Annotated in this window: 17 protein-coding genes, 1 tRNA gene and 1 rRNA gene; 9 read left to right on the top strand and 10 right to left on the bottom strand. The window is 36.0% G+C overall.

Annotation, left to right across the window (positions count from 1 at the left end):
• The first annotated feature begins 575 nt into the window (after positions 1-575).
• Complete coding sequence (gene tnpA / locus AB3U99_RS18010; protein ID WP_100525941.1) at positions 576-1,043, top strand: IS200/IS605 family transposase; 468 nt, start codon at positions 576-578, stop codon at positions 1,041-1,043.
• A 140-nt stretch (positions 1,044-1,183) separates the two neighbouring features.
• Here tnpA and AB3U99_RS18005 read toward each other — a convergent pair whose 3' ends face one another.
• The 3 genes from AB3U99_RS18005 to gsiB form a co-directional block, all read right to left on the bottom strand.
• Positions 1,184-1,504, bottom strand: coding sequence for an 8-amino-7-oxononanoate synthase (locus tag AB3U99_RS18005; protein WP_400242941.1), 321 nt, complete (start codon positions 1,502-1,504; stop codon positions 1,184-1,186).
• Between the two features lie 15 nt (positions 1,505-1,519).
• On the bottom strand, positions 1,520-2,422 hold the full coding sequence (locus tag AB3U99_RS18000; RefSeq protein ID WP_400242939.1) for an HD domain-containing phosphohydrolase: 903 nt from the start codon (positions 2,420-2,422) through the stop codon (positions 1,520-1,522).
• A 536-nt stretch (positions 2,423-2,958) separates the two neighbouring features.
• Positions 2,959-3,333, bottom strand: coding sequence for a glucose starvation-inducible protein GsiB (gene gsiB, locus AB3U99_RS17995; RefSeq protein ID WP_400242938.1), 375 nt, complete (start codon positions 3,331-3,333; stop codon positions 2,959-2,961).
• Between the two features lie 125 nt (positions 3,334-3,458).
• Here gsiB and AB3U99_RS17990 point away from each other — a divergent pair, with 125 nt between their 5' ends.
• On the top strand, positions 3,459-3,827 hold the full coding sequence (locus tag AB3U99_RS17990; protein WP_400242937.1) for a hypothetical protein: 369 nt from the start codon (positions 3,459-3,461) through the stop codon (positions 3,825-3,827).
• A 57-nt stretch (positions 3,828-3,884) separates the two neighbouring features.
• Here AB3U99_RS17990 and AB3U99_RS17985 read toward each other — a convergent pair.
• Positions 3,885-5,014, bottom strand: a protein-coding gene (locus tag AB3U99_RS17985) for an IS3 family transposase (protein ID WP_400241888.1) whose coding sequence is annotated in 2 segments (ribosomal slippage) — positions 3,885-4,768 and positions 4,768-5,014 — 1,131 coding nt in all. Because the reading frame shifts where the segments join, the coding sequence is not laid out codon by codon here.
• Between the two features lie 249 nt (positions 5,015-5,263).
• On the opposite strand from AB3U99_RS17985, the gene AB3U99_RS17980 reads away from it, so the two are divergent.
• Positions 5,264-5,935: a response regulator transcription factor gene (locus AB3U99_RS17980; protein ID WP_400242936.1), complete on the top strand. Its 672-nt coding sequence runs from the start codon at positions 5,264-5,266 to the stop codon at positions 5,933-5,935.
• Between the two features lie 16 nt (positions 5,936-5,951).
• The gene (locus AB3U99_RS17975) at positions 5,952-7,175 is read left to right on the top strand and encodes a sensor histidine kinase (RefSeq protein WP_400242935.1); all 1,224 of its coding nucleotides are present in this window, start codon (positions 5,952-5,954) and stop codon (positions 7,173-7,175) included.
• A gap of 62 nt (positions 7,176-7,237) precedes the next feature.
• On the opposite strand, the gene AB3U99_RS17970 is transcribed toward AB3U99_RS17975, so the two are convergent.
• Positions 7,238-7,981 carry an NADPH-dependent oxidoreductase gene (locus AB3U99_RS17970; protein ID WP_400242934.1) on the bottom strand — a complete coding sequence of 248 codons (744 nt, stop codon included), beginning with the start codon at positions 7,979-7,981 and terminating at the stop codon, positions 7,238-7,240.
• A gap of 812 nt (positions 7,982-8,793) precedes the next feature.
• Entirely contained in the window at positions 8,794-9,576 is a 783-nt protein-coding gene (locus tag AB3U99_RS17965) for an SDR family oxidoreductase (RefSeq protein WP_400242931.1), read from the bottom strand.
• 187 nt (positions 9,577-9,763) lie between these two features.
• On the opposite strand from AB3U99_RS17965, the gene AB3U99_RS17960 reads away from it, so the two are divergent.
• The 4 genes from AB3U99_RS17960 to AB3U99_RS17945 all read left to right on the top strand — a co-directional run bounded on the left by AB3U99_RS17960 (position 9,764) and on the right by AB3U99_RS17945 (position 14,234).
• Positions 9,764-10,759 carry a zinc-dependent alcohol dehydrogenase family protein gene (locus tag AB3U99_RS17960; protein ID WP_400242929.1) on the top strand — a complete coding sequence of 332 codons (996 nt, stop codon included), beginning with the start codon at positions 9,764-9,766 and terminating at the stop codon, positions 10,757-10,759.
• Positions 10,760-10,837: 78 nt separating this feature from the next.
• Positions 10,838-11,077, top strand: coding sequence for a small acid-soluble spore protein Tlp (tlp, locus tag AB3U99_RS17955; RefSeq protein WP_400248116.1), 240 nt, complete (start codon positions 10,838-10,840; stop codon positions 11,075-11,077).
• 261 nt (positions 11,078-11,338) lie between these two features.
• On the top strand, positions 11,339-12,511 hold the full coding sequence (locus AB3U99_RS17950) for a beta-ketoacyl synthase N-terminal-like domain-containing protein (RefSeq protein WP_400242928.1): 1,173 nt from the start codon (positions 11,339-11,341) through the stop codon (positions 12,509-12,511).
• Between the two features lies 1 nt (position 12,512).
• The gene (locus AB3U99_RS17945) at positions 12,513-14,234 is read left to right on the top strand and encodes an ATP-binding protein (protein ID WP_400242926.1); all 1,722 of its coding nucleotides are present in this window, start codon (positions 12,513-12,515) and stop codon (positions 14,232-14,234) included.
• 122 nt (positions 14,235-14,356) lie between these two features.
• Here AB3U99_RS17945 and nspC read toward each other — a convergent pair whose 3' ends face one another.
• From nspC to AB3U99_RS17925, 4 genes are all read right to left on the bottom strand, one after another.
• On the bottom strand, positions 14,357-15,496 hold the full coding sequence (nspC, locus tag AB3U99_RS17940; protein ID WP_400242924.1) for a carboxynorspermidine decarboxylase: 1,140 nt from the start codon (positions 15,494-15,496) through the stop codon (positions 14,357-14,359).
• Positions 15,497-15,506: 10 nt separating this feature from the next.
• Positions 15,507-16,706 carry a saccharopine dehydrogenase family protein gene (locus AB3U99_RS17935; protein WP_400248115.1) on the bottom strand — a complete coding sequence of 400 codons (1,200 nt, stop codon included), beginning with the start codon at positions 16,704-16,706 and terminating at the stop codon, positions 15,507-15,509.
• 281 nt (positions 16,707-16,987) lie between these two features.
• Positions 16,988-17,063, bottom strand: a tRNA-Ala gene (locus tag AB3U99_RS17930).
• 624 nt (positions 17,064-17,687) lie between these two features.
• A complete protein-coding gene (locus tag AB3U99_RS17925) occupies positions 17,688-18,380 on the bottom strand; it encodes an MgtC/SapB family protein (RefSeq protein WP_400242923.1) in 693 nt (230 codons plus the stop codon).
• A 560-nt stretch (positions 18,381-18,940) separates the two neighbouring features.
• Between AB3U99_RS17925 and AB3U99_RS17920 the strand changes: the two genes are divergently transcribed.
• A 16S ribosomal RNA gene (locus tag AB3U99_RS17920) occupies positions 18,941-20,488 on the top strand.
• Positions 20,489-20,634: the final 146 nt, after the last annotated feature.

The following is a 20,634-nucleotide window of genomic DNA, read 5'->3' as shown; positions in this document are numbered from 1 at the left end:
AAGAATTTTCGGGTTTTTTCTTTTTCAAGTCCATATTGTCGTTAATTATATAGAAAATTTTAGTGAATAATAGGAAAAGTATGTTTAAGGTTGCTGAAGAAAGTGAATACTTTTATAGAAGTATTCAAATTAACCAATATAAACATATAACTTATAATAAAATTAGTAATAATGAAAGCGTTTTCTGATATAATAAATGTATAGATCATCTACTTACTAATGAGGAGTGGATAATGATGGAAGAACAAACGAATTTTTTTAACGGATTAAAATGGGGAGTAATTATTAGTATACCTTTGTGGATTTCGTTTTTTGGCTGGATAAAGCTAATTATTAATATGGCATAAAAGTGTGGAAGTCTTCTTGGGATGTTTTTATATAAGCATGTAGAGTTCTAATGAAAAGGCATCGAAAGATAACTCTTTCGATGCCTTTTTTTGATGGTTTCGAAAACCCCTGGCTATGCCGGGGGTTCCGGAGAGCTTATAGCGAGGTAACAAAAAAACCTCCTTTCATGGTAGGATAAAGTTGGTTTCCCGACCACTTTATCTCACGCAAGAAGGAGGTATGCCCTTATGAAGGACATGAACAGTTTAGCACATACAACATGGAATTGTAAGTACCACATAGTCTTTGCCCCAAAATACAGAAGGCAAATTATATATGGCAAATACAAAAAGAGTATTGGACAAATCATAAGAGAGCTATGTGAAAGAAAAGGTGTTATCATACATGAAGCAAATGCCTGTCCGGATCATATCCATATGTTGGTTAGTATCCCACCAAAATTAAGTGTATCGCAGTTCATGGGTTACTTAAAAGGAAAAAGTAGCCTGATGATATTTGATCGACATGCGAATTTGAAATATCGCTATGGGAATCGGAAATTTTGGTGTCGTGGTTTCTACGTTGATACCGTGGGGAGAAATAAGAAACAAATACAAGAATATATAAGAAATCAGCTGAAAGAAGATTATATGGCTGATCAGCTAACGTTGTTCGAAGAATTCGATCCGTTCACGGGTGAGAAAAATCGGAAGTAAATAAAGAAATTCTTTAGAATTGGTGAGTGAATGTGGTGCAGAAGGGAAACCTTTTCAGTGGGCCTTTAAGGCCGAGGCCGGTAAGAGAGGCTTTTAGCCGCAGAGCAAACCACCAGTTCACACTGGTGGTTTTGATTGTATTAAGCTTGTGGGATTGGAGGATCTATTCCTAGCACTTTCACTCCATCTACTGTTAACCAGATATAGTAATGATCAATTTCTTTACCAATAATCTTTTCAATTTTTGCAATTAATTTTTCTTGAACATCAAAAGAAATTTTTGCAGTTTGTTCACCTAGTGGTACATTTTTAAGACCGAGTGTATCGGCAATTTGTCTTGCTTGATCATACGATACCTCGATGTATTTGTCATACTCTGGTAAGTAAGCAGCTTCTGCTGGCTTTACTTGGAATGACACAATTAATACTACGGCTAGTAAACTCCATACTAACTTTTTCATAAAATCTCTCCCTTTTTAATTTAATATTTTTTCTTTTAGTGCTATAAAAGTATCGACCACTAAGGGGTGATACATAGTACCCCGGTTATTTAAAATCTCTTGGAAAGCTTCTTCGACTGATTTGCCTTTTTTATATACTCTGTCTGTTGTCATTGCATCGAAGGAATCGACAACAGAAATAATAGAAGCCTCAATGTTAATTTCATCTCTTTCAAGACCTTTTGGATAGCCTTTCCCATCGTACCTTTCGTGATGTTGTTCAACAATTAACGCAATCTCATTTAATAGAGGGATGTTTGTCTCTTCCAAAAGTTGTCTGCCGAATGTAGTGTGATTTTTCATAATTTCCCATTCGTCACTTGTTAACTTGCTAGGTTTTTGAAGGATTTCTAAAGGAACTCTTACTTTTCCAACATCATGAAAAAAAGAGGCGAGATTTAAGAGTGTAATTTGTTTAGTTGTCAGTTCTAAAGCCTGTCCAACCAACATTGAATAATGTTTAATTCTTTCGCAGTGATCAACCGTATAGCCGTCTTTCTCTTCTATCGAAATTGCTAATTCCATTAAATCTCTTGATAGTTTACTATAATTGTGAAAAACTGGTTGACTTGTTACATATATAAACTCAGATACACCTTGTGAATGAAAATTAGTGAATTTTTTTATTGGACTTTCACAAAATGATTGACCTGGATTTAATTCTATTGTTTTTTCATCAGTATGATAAAGTAATTTTCCAGAGAGTATATATATATATTCTAGACCATTCCAATTTTCTTCTGGACCAAGTGCCCAGCTAGAACCAGGTTGTAATTTATGATAGATTACTTCGGTCCCATCTCCAGCAGCCATTAACGAAATTTGGGTGCCTTTAAAATAAACGGTTTCTATAAACTCACCTGCATTAATGATGCCCACAATTTACTCCCTCTCTCTTTATACAATAAAAATAGATTGATATAATCTATATAATTTCAATTATAGTTATTTTAAATCATAAATAATATAATTTTAATAGGTATTATTAATTATATTATACTGTATTGTTAAAAGGGAGGATATTATCGAAATATGTAAAACTTAACAAAAATATTGTATCAAAAGTTACATGGAATTAATAGCTTTAATTGTAAATACTATTAATTAAGATAAAAAGTTAAATTTATAAGATTAAGTGTTAATAGAATTATATACGAGTAGCTGTGAAACAGTAGAAATATTGGTAGTTAAAAACAAAATCAAAGCTTTGAATTACTTCGGCTGATAATGTATGATAGGAAGTAAATAATAATATGAAAAAGGAACCAACCGTCGCAAAGAGTCACTCTTTGCGACGGTTAGCCCCTTAATCGTGATAGTTGATTATTATATTTTACTATATTCCTTTTTGGGTGGAATATCTTCCTCGTTATTCAACATAAACTATATCAGAATAATGGATATGTCGGTATCCATTAATCATTATCGTTACGAGAATTTCCGCCTTTACGGCCAATTTCTTGGTAGAATTCTTTATCGTGGTTATCAGAAGTTGCCTGTCCACCTTTTTTACCGATTTCTTGGTAAAATTCCTTGTCGTGGTTATCAGATGTAGCTTCTCCACCTTTTTTACCGATTTCTTGGTAGAATTCCTTGTCGTGGTTATCAGATGTAGTTTCTCCACCTTTTTTACCGATTTCTTGATAGAATTCCTTGTCGTGGTTATTAGAAGTAGCTTCTCCACCCTTTTGTCCAATGTCTTGGTAAAAATCCTTGTTGTGATTTTTAGAAGTAGCTTCTCCGCCTTTTCTTCCTGCTTCTTCTCTGCTCATTTTGTTGTTGTCTGCCATTTCTATCACTCCTATTAAAGATTTTTAATTAACGTTACATAGGTTATATAGCCGAATTTGAAGAAGATAAACGTAAACATATTGTTTTAAAGTATAGTAAATATTGGTAAAGGGGGAAAATAGGTATGATGATTTCAAGAGAAAAATTTATGAAAGTAGTAAGTTTTGCAGAGGATTTGGGCTGTAAGGTTGTATATGATTCGACAAAGAAAATAAGTTTTAATACGAAAATGTATATTACAGTTCCTTATCAGTTTTCTTTGGAAAATACTTATGCACTTGCACATGAGATTGGTCATGTTATTGATTATGTGAATGGAGAATTAAATCATGATAAATGGTTGCATGATTGGTCCTATCGTGTAAATGCGGAGACGAGTGCATGGGTTCATGCATATAAATTATTAGAGAAGCTGGAAATTCCCTTGCATCATTGGCAAACACATGTGAATGATAAGCTAGCTAATTATTTTATTCTTCCAGAAGTAATTTAAGGGGAAGCAAACTAGCTCCTAAAGAGTTGGAATGTCAACACTAAACTGGACAAAAAATTAAAGGGCTTGCTTTCTAAATTCTACAGGTGTTACATATCCAAGTGTTCCGTGAATTCGAATGTTGTTGAACCAATGAACATAGTCATCAAGTTCAAGGGCGAGTTGTTCAAGGGAAGAAAAATGAGCTCCATTAGCGAATTCTGTTTTAAATACCTTAAACATTGCTTCGGCAACGGCATTGTCATAAGGACAGCCCTTCATACTTAAGGATCTCTGAATCCCGAATGTTTCTAGTGCTTCTGAAACTAGTTTATTATCAAACTCTTTTCCGCGGTCAGTATGAAACATGTTGACATCATTTAAATTCGCTTGAATGCGCGCGATTGCCTGGTATACAAGTTCTGCGGTCTTATTTGAACCAGCACTATGGCCAATGATTTCACGATTGAAAAGGTCAACAAATAAGCATACATAATGCCACCTTTTTCCGACACGAACGTATGTTAAATCACTTACAATAACGGCTAAATACTCCTCTTGTTTAAATTGACGCTGTAATTCGTTTTTCACTGGTGCCTCATTACAGGTTGACTTATGAGGTTTATACTGCGCAACTGTATAGTTTGAGACAAGGCCCATTTCGTTCATTAACCGGCCAATTCTCCGACGAGATACCTGCTTTGGATCTGGCAACTTAGCTAATTCTTTTTTTATTTTACGTGTCCCATAGTTATTACGACTTTCTTTAAAGATACGGGCAATTTCCTTGGAAAGCTCTTTATCTTCAGCTTTCTGTGCACGTTTACCTGTTACATCGGCATGATAGTAATACGTACTTTTGGGGATATCGAGGACGTCGCACATTGCTGATACCGAATATTTGTGAGCGTTATTACAAATCACATTTATTTTCGTCCCATGATCAGCGCGGCTTGCTTTAAAATGTCGTTCTCCATAAGTAAACGCTGATTTTCTTTGCGAAGGCGCATCAACTCAGATTCTTTTTCTGAACGATTATCCTTCGCAGCGAAGGAACCTGTTTCTTGATGATTCTTAATCCAACGATCTAGCGCAGATGGAGTAATATCATATTCTCTAGCAATATCCGCACGCGATTTGCCATTTTCATATAGCTTCACTAATTGGAGTTTAAATTCGGGAGTAAAAGTTCGACGTTGACGTGTCATTTTAGCACGCTCCTTTTATTCATTAGTCTAAGTTTACATCCCCTTATTTTATCTGTCCAACTTAGTGTAGCCTATCCAAGTTTATAATAATAAAAATAGGCAGCTATCCGGTCGGTAGAAAGGATAGCTGCCTATTTTGTTAAGAAAATAAAAAATATAGATGTTAAGGATAACTTAAGGAGTTATTATTAAAATAGAAAGAAGAAAAGATTTCAGAAAAGAATGGGATAAAAGTAAGGAGAACCTTAAATGAAATTATTAGTCGTAGAAGATAATAAACTATTACTGGATTCTTTAAAAACAATTCTGGAAACAGAATATACAGTAGATATTGCAGATAATGGAGAAGATGGAATGTTCTTTGCAGGGCAGAATATATATGACTTGATTATCTTGGACGTGATGCTTCCATATGTAAATGGTTTCGATATTGTTAAACATATTAGGAAAGAGAAAATTAAAACACCAGTATTATTTCTAACTGCGAAGGATTCACTTGAAGATAGAGTAAAAGGCTTGGAATTTGGAGGAGATGATTATCTCGTTAAGCCATTTCAAACACCGGAACTTCAGGCAAGAATTAAAGCATTATTAAGAAGGAGTGGCGCTCTTGACTTGGATGAAGGCATCAAGTATAAGGGAATCATTCTAACAGGGAAAGAAAATGATGTTTTAGTGAACGATACTCCTATCAAGTTAACCATTAAGCAATATGAATTATTGGAATACCTTATTCAAAATAATGGGAAAATAGTAACGAAGGAACAAATTTTCGATCGTATTTGGGGATTTGATTCGGATACAACGATTGCAATTGTGGAAGTCTTTATTCATCAGATTCGAAAGAAATTAGAACCATTTGATTATCATAAAGATATTCAAACAGTCCGAGGTGTCGGCTATATTTTGAAGGATTACTAAGGGGTAAAGTATGTACATGTTTCGTAAAACAAGAATTAATCTAACCATATTAAATTCGATTGTCTTTATTCTGCTAATGGTTATTATGGGTTATACCATTTATCTATATACGGAAAAGCAAACCTATCGTGAGGTTAATATGTCTCTTTTTAATGGAATTGAAGAACTGAAGCGAATGGGTGAAAGAGATGGTCGCGGACCTATTCCAATAGTAGGTCCTAAATTAATGCTTATTCAGTGGGGGAGTACTGGAAAAATCGAAGGAATCTCGGAAAATTCAATCATTGATTATTCGAAGGAAGAGAAATATTTAAAACCGAATTCTACCAATAGTTTAGAAAAGAAAACTTCTTCTGAAGGATATCAGTTTCAAACCATTTCCACTAAGATAGAGATTAATGGAGAAACAAAGACGATTCAAATAGTCAGGAATATTGATTCTGAGGAAAGTATGTTAGATCAGCTAATAATCATTATGACAGTTGGTATAAGTATTGGCAGCATATTTGCTGTAATTGCTGGTTATTTTTTGGCGGGAAGAGCTTTAATCCCTATCCAGCGATCATGGGAGGCACAGCAACAATTTGTCTCCGATGCTTCACATGAATTAAGAACACCTTTAGCTGTTATCCAGTCACGTGCAGATGTGCTTTTTCAAAAACCTGAAGCAACTATTCAAGAAAGAGCATTGGATATCTCGGTTATTTCAAAAGAAACAAGAAGATTGAGTAAACTTGTAACGAATTTACTCACTTTGGCTCGATCGGATTCAAATCAAGTAGAAATAGTGAAAACACAATTTGCTTTAGAGGAAGTAATCCACGATGTTGTTAATCAATATGCAGATATTGCTGATTTTCAAGGGAAAAAAATTTATGCCACTGTAAAAAATAAGATCTCGTTTATTGGAGATAAGGAACGAATCCATCAATTGCTTGTTATTCTTGTGGATAATAGCATGAAGTATACGATGGAAGGGGGAGAGATTCAACTACTTGTGATGGAAAAGGCTAATTCGGTTATAATTCAAGTAAAGGATACGGGGATTGGTATTCCTAAAGAAGAAACTTCGAAAATCTTTAACCGTTTTTATCAAGTGGAGCAATCACGAACGAATCGAGAGGGGACAGGTTTAGGTCTTTCTATTGCAAAATGGATTGTTGAAAAACATAATGGTACGATAAAGGTAGATAGTACGTTAGAAGTTGGGACGACGTTTGAAATTAATTTTCCTAAATAGATAAAAATGGCTTGTTTCATATCATCTTTGAAACAAGCCATTTATATGTTAAATTATTATTTTTACTCTTGCATATCTTTAGAGAGGAAGCCTTGTTGTTTGATCATTTTTGCGTTACTTGGATAATAGGATTTATCGTAAAAATCAGCAATTCGATTTGTCCATCCTACTGGGGCTTCTCCTCTATCTTTTAAATATTCTTTAAAAGTAGCATTGTATTCTTCAATAATAGCTTGCTGGTTTTCATTGTATTTTTCTTCTTGAAGAACACTTTGTAAAGGTAATCTTGGTTTTAAGCCTGGGTCACCATCTGGATAACCTACGCAAAGTCCTGCGATAGGAATGACATATGTAGGAAGTTCTAAAAATTCAATTACATCTAAAGCGTTGCGGCGAATACCGCCTATTGGAACAGTTCCTAAGCCAAGTGATTCAGCAGCCGTAATTGCATTTTGCATGGCAAGCCCAACATCAGTAGCGCCAATTAAAAGGGTATCCACATCTTCAATTGCTTTAAATTCCTTTCCTTCTATTTCACTGGCTAGTTTAGCTCGATGGAAATCGGCACAAAAAACAAGGAAGGCTGGAGCATTCTCTACATGTTTTTGATTACCACATAATTCTGCTAATTTTTTCTTTCTAGCTTCATCACGAATAAGGATAGCTGTAACGTGCTGTCCATTTGTCCAAGAAGGAGCACTTTGTGCTGCTTCCATCATCAATTGTAGTGTTTCTAAGTTTACTTCCTTATCTTGATACTTACGATAAGAACGGTGATTTTTTAATAGGTGTATGGTTTCATTCATCTAATGATACTCCTTTTGCTATATTTCTTCCTATTTTAGCATAGGACAAAGAAGGAATCTCTTTTTGACTACTCAATGATATTATGATGAGAAGAGGGAGAAGACCAAATGTGCTCATTTACCCGAATGAAAGAGGCTGGGTCATAACAAAATAGAAGATCTGCAAAGGCGAACAATCCCTAATTTACTATTAAATAACCGTTGTGCTATCATATTCTTTGTTATTTGTGTTTTTAAATATAGTTAAGTATAAGTACTAGTTCGTTCGATTGCGCTACAAACACTCGACTCCATTCCACTTCGTTTTTAAAGATTGTTTTTCTAAAAAATGTTTTTTAATAGAAAAAATTAATTATTTGGAAGAACTGAGCTGCCTGAATACACGTCTCCTGTGGGATTAGGAGGCCACTGAAAAACTGTTAGCTATTGATGATTGAAAGTAACCTCTTTCTAAACTTAGATGTGGGAATTGTTTTCCGAGGTGACCGCATGACTCACTGGGGCGAGCGCCAAGCCTCCTCACAACGTTCCTGCGGGGTCTCAGACTTTCTCGCAGCTCCCATAGGAGTCGAGCGGTCACCTCTCCAAACCAATTAGCTTTCAAAGCTCAAAATCCTAGTTGAATTTAGATTAAACATACTTTTTCAGTGGCCTCAGGATTAGCGAGATAGCTGAGATCCTGCAGGCCAAGGGCATACCGCGGCTTTAGCGCGAGCCCCACGGAAAGCGAAGTGTATTATACCGTTATTTTTGTATGATTGTTCGTGTTTTTCACTAGCTGGAATACTTATGCCCCAGCCTCTTTTACGTTCCTATAAAAGAGACTCTGCACCATCAATATAAATTTCTGTGCCAGTAATATGATTGGATAAATCAGAGCTTAAAAAATAAACTAAATCAGCAACTTGCTGTGCACTACCTGATTCCTTGGATAGTGGTTGATTCCCTTCAGGATATTCAACAGGAATGGTTATCTCTTTTAAGTGTTTCTCATCTTTAAATGTATTTTTTTCAATATTCGTATCAATCGCGCCAGGACAAATCATATTTACTCTTATTTTGAATGGTGCTAATTCAAGTGCTGCCATTTTTCCGAAAGCAACTTGGCCAGCTTTTGAAGTACTGTAAGCAGACATTCCAAAGTTTTTAAAAATACGATTCCCATTAATACTGCTTGTAATAATAATACTTCCGCCGTTCGTTTTCATATAAGGAATACTATATTTAATTGTTAAAAATGTGCTTTTTAGATTTGTGTCAATCGTTTTATCCCATTCGGATGGTGTAAGATCTTCAATGGAGGAAACAGCACCGTTAATTCCAGCATTAATAAAAGCAGTATCTAACTTATTCCATTTCTTAACCGTTTCATCAATAGCTCGTTGAATAGAAGGAGGCTCAGCAACATTTGCTTCTAATGATATAGCTTCTTGCCCTTTATCATTAATAGATTTCTTTACTTCTTCTAGATCGTCAGCGTTTAAGTCCACTAATGCGACTTTCATCCCTTTATTTGCAAGGGAGATTGCTGCTGCCTTTCCAATACCTGAGGCTGCTCCAGTAATGAGTGCTACTTTATTTTCGAGGTCATTCATTTTAGTATCCTCCTTGAAAAATTTCAATCACGATATTGTTAATATGATAACGATAAGATACTAATATCCATTTTTTTCGAAATAGAAACTTTTTTACTCCAAGTAGTAGAAAAAAGAGGAGGACAATCCTAAATTTTCGAATAAATTCAACAAATTAGGTAATATGAAGATAAAGGAGATGATTAAGATGAAAGCAATGATAATAGAAACATTTGGTGAGTCATCAGTATTTAAATTAAAGGAATTAGATAAAAGGAAGCTATTGCCTGGCCAAGTACGAATAAGAGTAAAAGCAACAAGTGTAAATCCAATTGATATTAAAGTTCGAATTGGTGCTGTACGAGGAGTTTCTCCATCCTTTCCAGCGGTTTTGCATGGAGATGTAGCAGGGGTGATTGAGGAAGTAGGCGGGGGAGTAGAGTCATTTCATGTAGGGGATGAAGTATATGGATGTGCTGGCGGTTTCAAAGGATTAGATGGAGCATTGGCAGAGTATATGATTGCTGATTCCGCGGTTTTAGCACATAAACCTCGAAATATTACTATGGAAGAAGCGGCGGCACTCCCTCTTGTTGGAATCACTGCATGGGAGTCTTTATTTACAAAAGGTGATTTAAAAAAAGGAGATAATATCCTTATCCATGGTGGAGCAGGAGGTGTTGGCCATATTGCGATACAGTTAGCTAAATGGATTGGAGCAACTGTTTTTACAACTGTTTCATCCATTGAAAAACAAACAATCGCCCGAGAATTAGGAGCTGATCATGTCATTCCTTATCGAGAATCTTCTGTCAAAGAGTATGTTGAAAAGTATACAAGGGGAAAAGGATTTCCATTTGTTTTTGATACAGTAGGTGGGAACAATCTGGATCGTTCTTTTGAAGCAGCAGCCTTAAATGGTACGGTTTTAACTATTGCTGCCAGATCCACACATGACTTGACTTCTTTACACTCGAAAGGACTTTCGTTACATGTTACCTTTATGCTTCTTAAACTGCTTGATGAGATGAAGCGTTCCGAACAGGGAGATATCCTGCGAAATATCTCTAAAGTGATAGAAGAAAATCGTTTAAAGCCACTACTTGATAAAAAGACCTTCTCTTTTGAGGAAGTAGGAGAAGCACATGATTATTTAGAATCGGGTAAGGTAGTAGGAAAAGTTATTCTTGTGAATAAATGGTAGTATGCATTAAAGGTGTAGCTTTGTATAAAAAATCAGATAGACATCCAAAATACATACGTAGCATATTATTAAGGAGGAATAAAAAAGAGCTTTCAAAAGCCAAATCCCGATGATCGTTCTGATAATGTAGAAAAATTGCAGGACATGGTCCAAAACACAATGGAAAATATCGATAAAGCAGAAGAAACAATAGTGAATGCTAGTTCGGGGGAAAAGGAAATCATTCAACAGAAAAACAAACGAAGAGAAGCAGCGATACAGTCATTTAGAGAAGAAATTCAAGACGAAGCATCTGATAGAGAAAATGGTTATCATTAATTAGAAAAAGAATATTTTTGTTATTATTATTAAGAGGCTGCCCGAAAGATTATAACTCCATAAGTAATTATGCGCAAGCTAATTCTTTTGAACTTTAAGGAATTAGCCGATAATTAACTTGTGAGTTGGAATTTATTCTTTGGTGCAGCCTTATTGTTTGTTTATGGCAATTTGGACATTTTCTCTTATTTTACTGATGTAAATCGATTTTCATAGTAAAATATATATTAGTAATGAATCACATATATAGGAGAAGTAAATATGAAGTCAGTTATCACCGGAATGGGAATTATTGGACCTGGTTTTTCGAATATAAATGAGTATGTCAATGTGTTAGAGAATACTACTTGTATGTTGAAACAAGAATCATATGAAGGAGTATATATTTATACTGGCAGAGTTCGTAAAGAACAAATAAACCAATTGGATAGGAAGCGAGAAAAAATGTCTAAACCTATTCAAATGATTCTACAAGCATGTATAGAAGCAATCGATAGTGCGAATATAAGGATGAGAGATTATCGAACAGCAGTAATTGTTGGGTCATCAGGTGGAGGGATAGCAGAAATAAGTAATGCTGCTATTACATTGGAAAAAGGGGGGAGAATTTCTCCATATACGCTTGGAAATATGAATGCTAATTCGCTTTCGTCTAGTATTAGTTCTTATTTTCATTTAAACGGTATGTCATTGTCGTTAGCAAATAGTTGTACTTCTGGGATAGATGCACTACATTTGGCAAAAATACTGATTGAATCTAATCAAGTGGATGTATGTATAGTTGGAGCTAGCGAGGCGACGATTTGTGATACCGTATTAAAAGGTTTTTTACCACTTCAGTCATTGCAAACTGGAGACAAGGAGCTTCCAATGTATGGACCTTTTTCGGGAGGAAAAGGTTTTTCCATGTCGGAAGGTGCTGGGGTGTTGATTGTAGAAAAGGAACCAACTGCCTTGCAACGTAATGTTCCGATACTTGGAGTGGTTGAAGCTACAAGTATATATCAGGATGCTGTTTCCCCTTATCAGTCGGATTCTACAGGAGCAATAATGAAACAGGCGGTTGCTGATTGTTTAAAAGGGAAAATGCCAACCTATATAAATAGTCAGGCGTTAGGTATTATGGAAAATGATCATATTGAAGTAGGAGTTTATCAAGGGTTGTTTGAAGAATCTAAGATTCCTATTACTTCGATTAAGGGATTGGTAGGACACGCAATGGGGACTTCGCCAATCTTTCAAATAGTCTCAGCGCTAATAAGCCTAAGAAAAAACTTTATTCCAGCAACGATTAGCCCTGAAATAAATGACTATTATTTACAATATCCAATAGTAAAGTCAGTGATGAAACAAAAGATTGATCGTGTTTTAATAACGGCACATGGATATGGAGGAAATAATGGGTGTGCGATGATAGCAAAAGGAGGAGCATAATGTGGAAGCTATATTATTACTGATGGTTTCATTAGTTCCACTTATTATTGCTGTGACTATTATTTTTTATTCACAGTCACAGTTAACGAAGGCCCTATCTCTTTTCTTATGCATGCTATCTTTCTGGCAAATGGATATCGCTGTACTATATGCAGAAGATTTTATGAGACAGGAGGCAATTGAGCTCTTATTTAAAATATTTCGAATAGGAACTATTTGCATAATGCCAGTTATGTATTATTTTTCTTATTATTTAGTAAGTGAAAATAAAGAGTTTAAACGATTTAGAGTCTTATTCAATAAGCCGTTTTTATACATATTAATTTTCTATAGTTTATTTGCATATATAATTAATTTCACAAGCCTTGGCATTAAAGACTTTGTTGTAATGGAGGGGAATTCACTCTCTTCTGATTATATTCTTCCGATTTACGGTAAATGGAACTTTCTGTTTATATTTAATATTTTCTTATTATATTTAAATACCGTCATTTTATTGATTATTTCGTTTAAAATAAGGGATCCAATTTATAAAAGTTTTTACATGAAATTTGTTATCGCAGTTTTAATTATCTATATAAATGGTGTATTTAGTGGGTTTATTTTTATTCCACTGTTTTTTTCAAGTTTTAATTCTTTGATAGCAGCAGTCATTTTATTCTTGAGCTTTTTCCAAATGCAATCAACAAATATGAATAATATGAATGAAGAGCTCTCGCGGCAAAGTGAATTGTTAGAAGCAATCATGGATATAAATCCTAATTATTTATTAGTTAAGAATGGGAAAGAACAGATAGTAAAAATGAATCCTTCATTCTTACATTTATTATCGTTAGAAAAAAATAATTGGTTAGGTCGAAAGTTTTCCTATATTTCAGAGCGTATCAATATGGAGACGGAAAAACCACGTCGCTTCGTCGACAGTAAAGGGAAAAATTATTTTATTATTTGGGGGAAAAAAGAGCTTATACATAGTACTGGAGAAGAATATCATATCTATTTCGGCCATGATATAACCGAACAGAAGCATAATGAACAATTAATGATTTCTTCCGAGAAATTAAAAGTATTAGGGGAGATGGCTGCTAGTGTTGCCCATGAAATCCGAAATCCATTGACTACAATTAGAGGCTTTATTCAGCTTCTCAAGGAAAAACGTGATGCTTCTGGTTATGAAACGATTTTACTGGACGAAATCGACCGGATAAATGAAGTCTTAAAAGAATTACTTATTCTGAGTAAGCCTGAGGCTAGAGAAAACGAAAGTAATGTGCTTCCTATTACAAATGCATTTATAGAATTGAAAAATATTAAAGTATTATTCCAGGCAGTGGCTAATGAACAAAATAAGGAGATTATTGTTGAAAATAGAGAGGAGAAAGAAATAATAGCTTCTATTGATAATTCTCAATTTAAACAGGTACTATTAAATATTTTAAAAAATAGTATTGAAGCTATTTCGGCACAAACTGGTACGGTAAAAGTGATCCTTGATCGAAAGGAAGATGTTTGTAGAATTAGAATTATTGATAATGGAGACGGAATAAGCAAAGAGAGACTAGTTCGAATTGGGGAACCGTATTATACAAGCAAAGAAAAAGGAACGGGAATAGGCTTAACAATATGTCTAAAGCTTCTTAAGCAAAATAACGGAGATATGGTTGTAAAGAGTAAAGAAGGATGGGGGACAGCGGTAACGATTATATTGCCGTGCGCCTACTAGCTCACTAAAAATGACTAACCGTTTATAATATGGAAGTATGAAGAGAAGATAAAATAATAAAAAGCGGAGATTTAAAGGGAGAAGATCCTTTTAAACATCCGCTTTTTCTTTTGAATTATTTATTAAGATAATCGATTACTGTAATCTTCAAAGACAAATTGGCGAACAACTTTTAATCCTTCTTCTTCATTATAAGAAGCAATAGAAGGTAAGTTAACACCGTTAAACATATGGTTTTTTACCATTGTGTAGTGAGCCATGTCACAGAATACAATTTTATCGCCAGGCTTTAGTGGCTCCTTGAAGGAATAATCACCAATGACATCTCCGGCTAAACATGTCATCCCGCCAAGTCTATAGGTATATTCATTTTCACCAGGAGTTCCAGCATCAATAATATTTGGTCGATAAGGCATTTCAAGCACATCTGGCATATGACATGTTGCTGATGTATCAAGAATAGCAATATCCATTCCATTATGAACAATATCAAGGACAGTGGATACTAAGTAACCTGTATTTAATGCGATAGCTTCACCTGGCTCTAAATAAACATCTACATTATATTTATCTTTTATAAATAATATAGATTCAACTAAAGTTTCAATATCATAATCTGGACGTGTAATATGATGTCCTCCACCAAAGTTGATCCACTTCATTTTCTTTATATATTCTCCGAACTTTTCATCAACTACTTTTATCGTCCGTTTTAATGTATCTGAATTTTGTTCACACATAGTATGAAAATGAAGCCCGTCTATTCCATCTAATTCTTCTGGATTAAAGTTATCCAATGTAATACCAAATCTAGAGTAAGGAGCACATGGATTATAAAGCTGTGTTTCTATTTCTGAGTACTCAGGATTAATTCGAAGACCTACATCAATATTCTTTCCAGCGTTTTGAACCTTATCTTTAAATCGATTCCATTGGCTGTGTGAATTAAAGACGATATGGTCTGTATATTGAAGTAATTCATCGAACTCACTGTCAGCATATGCAGGTGCATACGCATGTACTTCTTTGCCCATTTTCTCATACCCAAGTCTAGCTTCAAATAATGAACTTGATGTTACCCCTGCTAAGTATTTACCCACTAGAGGAAATACAGAGTGCATGGAAAAGCCTTTTAATGCAAGTAGAATTTTTGCGCCTGTACGTTCTTGTACAGACTGCAAAATTTCTAAGTTTCTCGTTAAAAGACGCTCGTCCACTACGTAACTTGGTGATGGAGCTTGTGTAAAGTCAATCTTTTTCATTTTATTCCTCTCAATCTATAAGAGTTGGAGAGAAGTTCTCCTGCCATGGTAATCCGTATTTATTCAATGCATCCATGAATGGATCTGGATCAAATTCCTCTACATTGTATACTCCTGGTCGTTTCCATTGGCCTTTCATGATAAGCATTGCGCCAATCATTGCTGGAACACCAGTTGTATAAGAAATAGCTTGAGATCCTACTTCACGATAACATTCTTGGTGATCACAAATATTATATACATAATATGTTTTTGGCTTGCCATCTTTTGTTCCTTGAATGATACAGCCGATATTTGTTTTCCCTTTTGTTCTAGGTCCAAGTGATGCTGGATCAGGAAGAATTTCTTTTAAGAACTGTAAAGGAATAATCTCTTTTCCTTCATAATTAATTGGTTCAATAGATGTCATCCCAACATTTTCAAGAACCTTCAAGTGGTTTAGATAATTATCAGAGAAAGTCATCCAGAAACGGATTCTCTTAAGTCCCTTAATGTTTACTGCTAATGATTCAAGTTCTTCATGGTATAAAAGATAAATGTTTTTAGGACCAATTTGATCTAAGTCATATTCTCTTTTTTCGGAAAGAGGTGGTGTCTCAACCCACTGATTATTTTCCCAATATCTTCCATTTGCTGTAATTTCGCGAATGTTGATTTCTGGATTAAAGTTTGTTGCGAATGGATAACCGTGATCTCCGCCATTAGCATCGACAATATCAATATAATTGATTTCATCGAAATGATGCTTTTGTGCATAAGCCGTGAAAACGCCTGTTACCCCTGGATCAAATCCACTTCCGAGTAAAGCAGTTAAGCCAGCTTCTTCAAACTTTTGCTTATATTCCCATTGCCATTTATATTCAAATTTAGCTGTTTCAGGTGGTTCATAGTTTGCAGTATCTAAGTAATGTACACCAGTAGCAAGACAAGCATCCATAATAGTCAAGTCTTGATATGGTAATGCAACATTGATTACTATTTCTGGCTTAAAGCTATTGATTAACTCAATTACTTCTTCTGTATTATCAGCATCGACCTGAGCAACTGAAACCTTTGTTTTGCCACCGTCAATTTTATCTTTAATTGCTTCACACTTTGAAAGTGTTCTGCTTGCAATACAAATTTCCTCGAATACATCCGGTACTTGACAGCATTTATGTGCAACAACACTTGCTACTCCGCCAGCACCAATAATTAATGCTTTTCCCAACATGAATTACCTCCTTTAATACTACCTAAAAAAATTCAATAAGGCTGATTATACATAATGTGCGTAAAATAATCTATATAATCCAGTAAAATATAAAAATTTTTTAATGAAAATTAATGGATAGGAAATACAATTGTAAAAATAGGGAAGATTAGGAGGTTGTAACTCCTAAATCAATGACCAATTTCGGGAGAATGTGAAGGGGAAGTTCCATTAATTAAACTTACTTTGTCAAAAGACATAAAAAAAACGACTATGATAGCCGTATATTTAAAAAAGAATGGTGGAGACTATCGGGATCGAACCGACGACCTCTTGCATGCCATGCAAGCGCTCTCCCAGCTGAGCTAAGCCCCCAATTAAAATGTTAAGATACATTTATTATACAAAAATAGGCAGAAACTTCAAGTCTAATGTTTAAACTTTACCTAATTGATATGGCCTGCCTTAAGTTAACCTGATTAGATAGTAATAATTAGAGGCTGGGACATAAGTATTCCAGCCATAGATAAACCCGAACAACTATACGGTGGTTCCATATGATTGTTCGGGTTTATATTGGTTTATAAAAGGCTGTTTCAGTAAAGATGGTGTTATGATCCGCAGCCTGAATACACTTCGCTTTCCATGGGGCGAGCGCCGAGCCGCTTCGTCGCTCACGCTCCTGCAGGGTCTCGGACTTTCTCGCAGCTCCCATAGGAGTCTACGTGTATTCAGGCTGCTCCGTCTTTCCAATTAATTAATTTTTTCTATTTACATAATAGTTTATAGAAAAACAATCTGTTAAAACGAATTAGTTTTTACATTGACTATATTTAAAATCATAAATAACTAGCATGAAAAAATAGCCTTTTTTAAGAGCTAAATTAAGGATGGTTCGTCTTTACAGATTGGCTACTTAGTTTTGTCCCGGCCTCTTATCTTTAGCTGGAATACTTATATCCCAACCTCTTTTTTAGTATTAAACTAAGTAGTTGGGTATTAATTTAAGCTTTCAATCTCAATCTCTTTTACTCCATTTATTTCTGAAATCTCTCTATAAACTTCGGTCACTTCTCTTTTTTGATCAACAATTAATATAAGGTGGATAGAATGCTCACCAGTTTCTAAATCTTTTATACGTAAATGCTTTATTCCTGTTTTTAAACTTTGGATTGCTTTTATAATAGTAGATACATTTTCTTTTTGATGTGCTTTTAATTTTACCTTAATTTCTTTTTCTCTTAGTTGGCGAGGACCAATCGTACTCATAAAGATGGGTACGAATTTAACGCTGATTAATAGAAGAGTAACTCCAATAAGAGCTTCTATATAATATCCTGCTCCAACTGCGATTCCAATTCCGCCTGCTCCCCAAATTAAAGCGGCGGTCGTTAAACCGGAAATACTATCATTTCCTCTTCTTAGGATGACGCCTGCACCTAAAAATCCAATTCCGGAAACAATTTGAGCTGGCAAACGCAAAGGATCCATTTGGATATTAACTTGATCGCTCCCTGGGAATTTATAAGCTGCTTCAATAGAAATAATAGTTAATAAGCAGCTTACGATACTTATAACAAGACTCGTCTTTAGACCAACTGGTTTACGTTTGATTTCTCTTTCTAATCCAATGATTAATCCAAGACCAGCGGAAATGCCAATTTTTAATAAAAAATCTATATTGATATCCATTATCGTTCCATCTCCTGCTAGTAGTTAGTATAGTAAGCTAGTTATTACCGAATAAGTAAAATGGATGAAATTTTTAAAAGGAACAGGAAATAAAACAAAGTGAAATCTTTTAAAGAGATATAGAAGTAAAAGCTATTAGAAAAAATCCTAAAGTATAATATCCTTAAAGTGTACTTAGTAAACACCCAATAATACTAATTAAGTGTATGTTATAAAGGGAAAAAAATTCTTCGTGATGAAGGATAATCCTGCTTTTTTAATAATTTTAAAAAAAAATAAAAAAAGTATTGACCTCTATATTGGAATAATGTTATATTTATATCCGTCGCCGAAACAACACGAAATGTTGAAGTGAACGTCGGAAAAGATTTTTAAAAAACTATTGACAGGGAATGTTGATAGATGGTATATTAGAAAAGTCGCTTCTTGAGTGACTAACTAAATTGCTCTTTGAAAACTGAACAAACAAACGTCAACAATAATCGTTTTATAACTAACGTTATAGAATGAAAACAACAAGTAATAAAAAGCTAGAGTTTAGCAATGAGCTAATCAACTCTTTATTGGAGAGTTTGATCCTGGCTCAGGACGAACGCTGGCGGCGTGCCTAATACATGCAAGTCGAGCGGACTTTAAAAGCTTGCTTTTAAAGTTAGCGGCGGACGGGTGAGTAACACGTGGGCAACCTGCCTGTAAGACTGGGATAACTTCGGGAAACCGGAGCTAATACCGGATAATCCTTTTCTACTCATGTAGGAAAGCTGAAAGACGGTTTACGCTGTCACTTACAGATGGGCCCGCGGCGCATTAGCTAGTTGGTGAGGTAACGGCTCACCAAGGCAACGATGCGTAGCCGACCTGAGAGGGTGATCGGCCACACTGGGACTGAGACACGGCCCAGACTCCTACGGGAGGCAGCAGTAGGGAATCTTCCGCAATGGACGAAAGTCTGACGGAGCAACGCCGCGTGAGTGATGAAGGTTTTCGGATCGTAAAACTCTGTTGTTAGGGAAGAACAAGTACAAGAGTAACTGCTTGTACCTTGACGGTACCTAACCAGAAAGCCACGGCTAACTACGTGCCAGCAGCCGCGGTAATACGTAGGTGGCAAGCGTTGTCCGGAATTATTGGGCGTAAAGCGCGCGCAGGCGGTCCTTTAAGTCTGATGTGAAAGCCCACGGCTCAACCGTGGAGGGTCATTGGAAACTGGGGGACTTGAGTGCAGAAGAGAAGAGTGGAATTCCACGTGTAGCGGTGAAATGCGTAGAGATGTGGAGGAACACCAGTGGCGAAGGCGACTCTTTGGTCTGTAACTGACGCTGAGGCGCGAAAGCGTGGGGAGCAAACAGGATTAGATACCCTGGTAGTCCACGCCGTAAACGATGAGTGCTAAGTGTTAGAGGGTTTCCGCCCTTTAGTGCTGCAGCAAACGCATTAAGCACTCCGCCTGGGGAGTACGGCCGCAAGGCTGAAACTCAAAGGAATTGACGGGGGCCCGCACAAGCGGTGGAGCATGTGGTTTAATTCGAAGCAACGCGAAGAACCTTACCAGGTCTTGACATCCTCTGACACTCCTAGAGATAGGACGTTCCCCTTCGGGGGACAGAGTGACAGGTGGTGCATGGTTGTCGTCAGCTCGTGTCGTGAGATGTTGGGTTAAGTCCCGCAACGAGCGCAACCCTTGATCTTAGTTGCCAGCATTTAGTTGGGCACTCTAAGGTGACTGCCGGTGACAAACCGGAGGAAGGTGGGGATGACGTCAAATCATCATGCCCCTTATGACCTGGGCTACACACGTGCTACAATGGATGGTACAAAGGGCAGCAAAGCGGTGACGCCTAGCAAATCCCATAAAACCATTCTCAGTTCGGATTGTAGGCTGCAACTCGCCTACATGAAGCTGGAATCGCTAGTAATCGCGGATCAGCATGCCGCGGTGAATACGTTCCCGGGCCTTGTACACACCGCCCGTCACACCACGAGAGTTTGTAACACCCGAAGTCGGTGGGGTAACCGTAAGGAGCCAACCGCCTAAGGTGGGATAGATGATTGGGGTGAAGTCGTAACAAGGTAGCCGTATCGGAAGGTGCGGCTGGATCACCTCCTTTCTAAGGAAAATGGAATTTGCATTCCATCAAAGATTGTTGACGATTTGTTGTTCAGTTTTGAGGGAGCAATTAATTCCTCAAAACAGTAATAAGTTTGAGGGTAAAGAGAAACGAGTAGATCAAGGAAGCAAATGCGTGAGCAACGG

Origin of the sequence: Niallia tiangongensis (genome assembly GCF_044704065.1) — a bacterium.
In the GTDB taxonomy this organism is placed as follows: Bacteria; Bacillota; Bacilli; order Bacillales; family Cytobacillaceae; genus Niallia; species Niallia tiangongensis.
The sequence above is the reverse complement of the archived record's forward strand: the minus strand, read 5'-3'. Positions and strand labels throughout refer to the sequence as shown.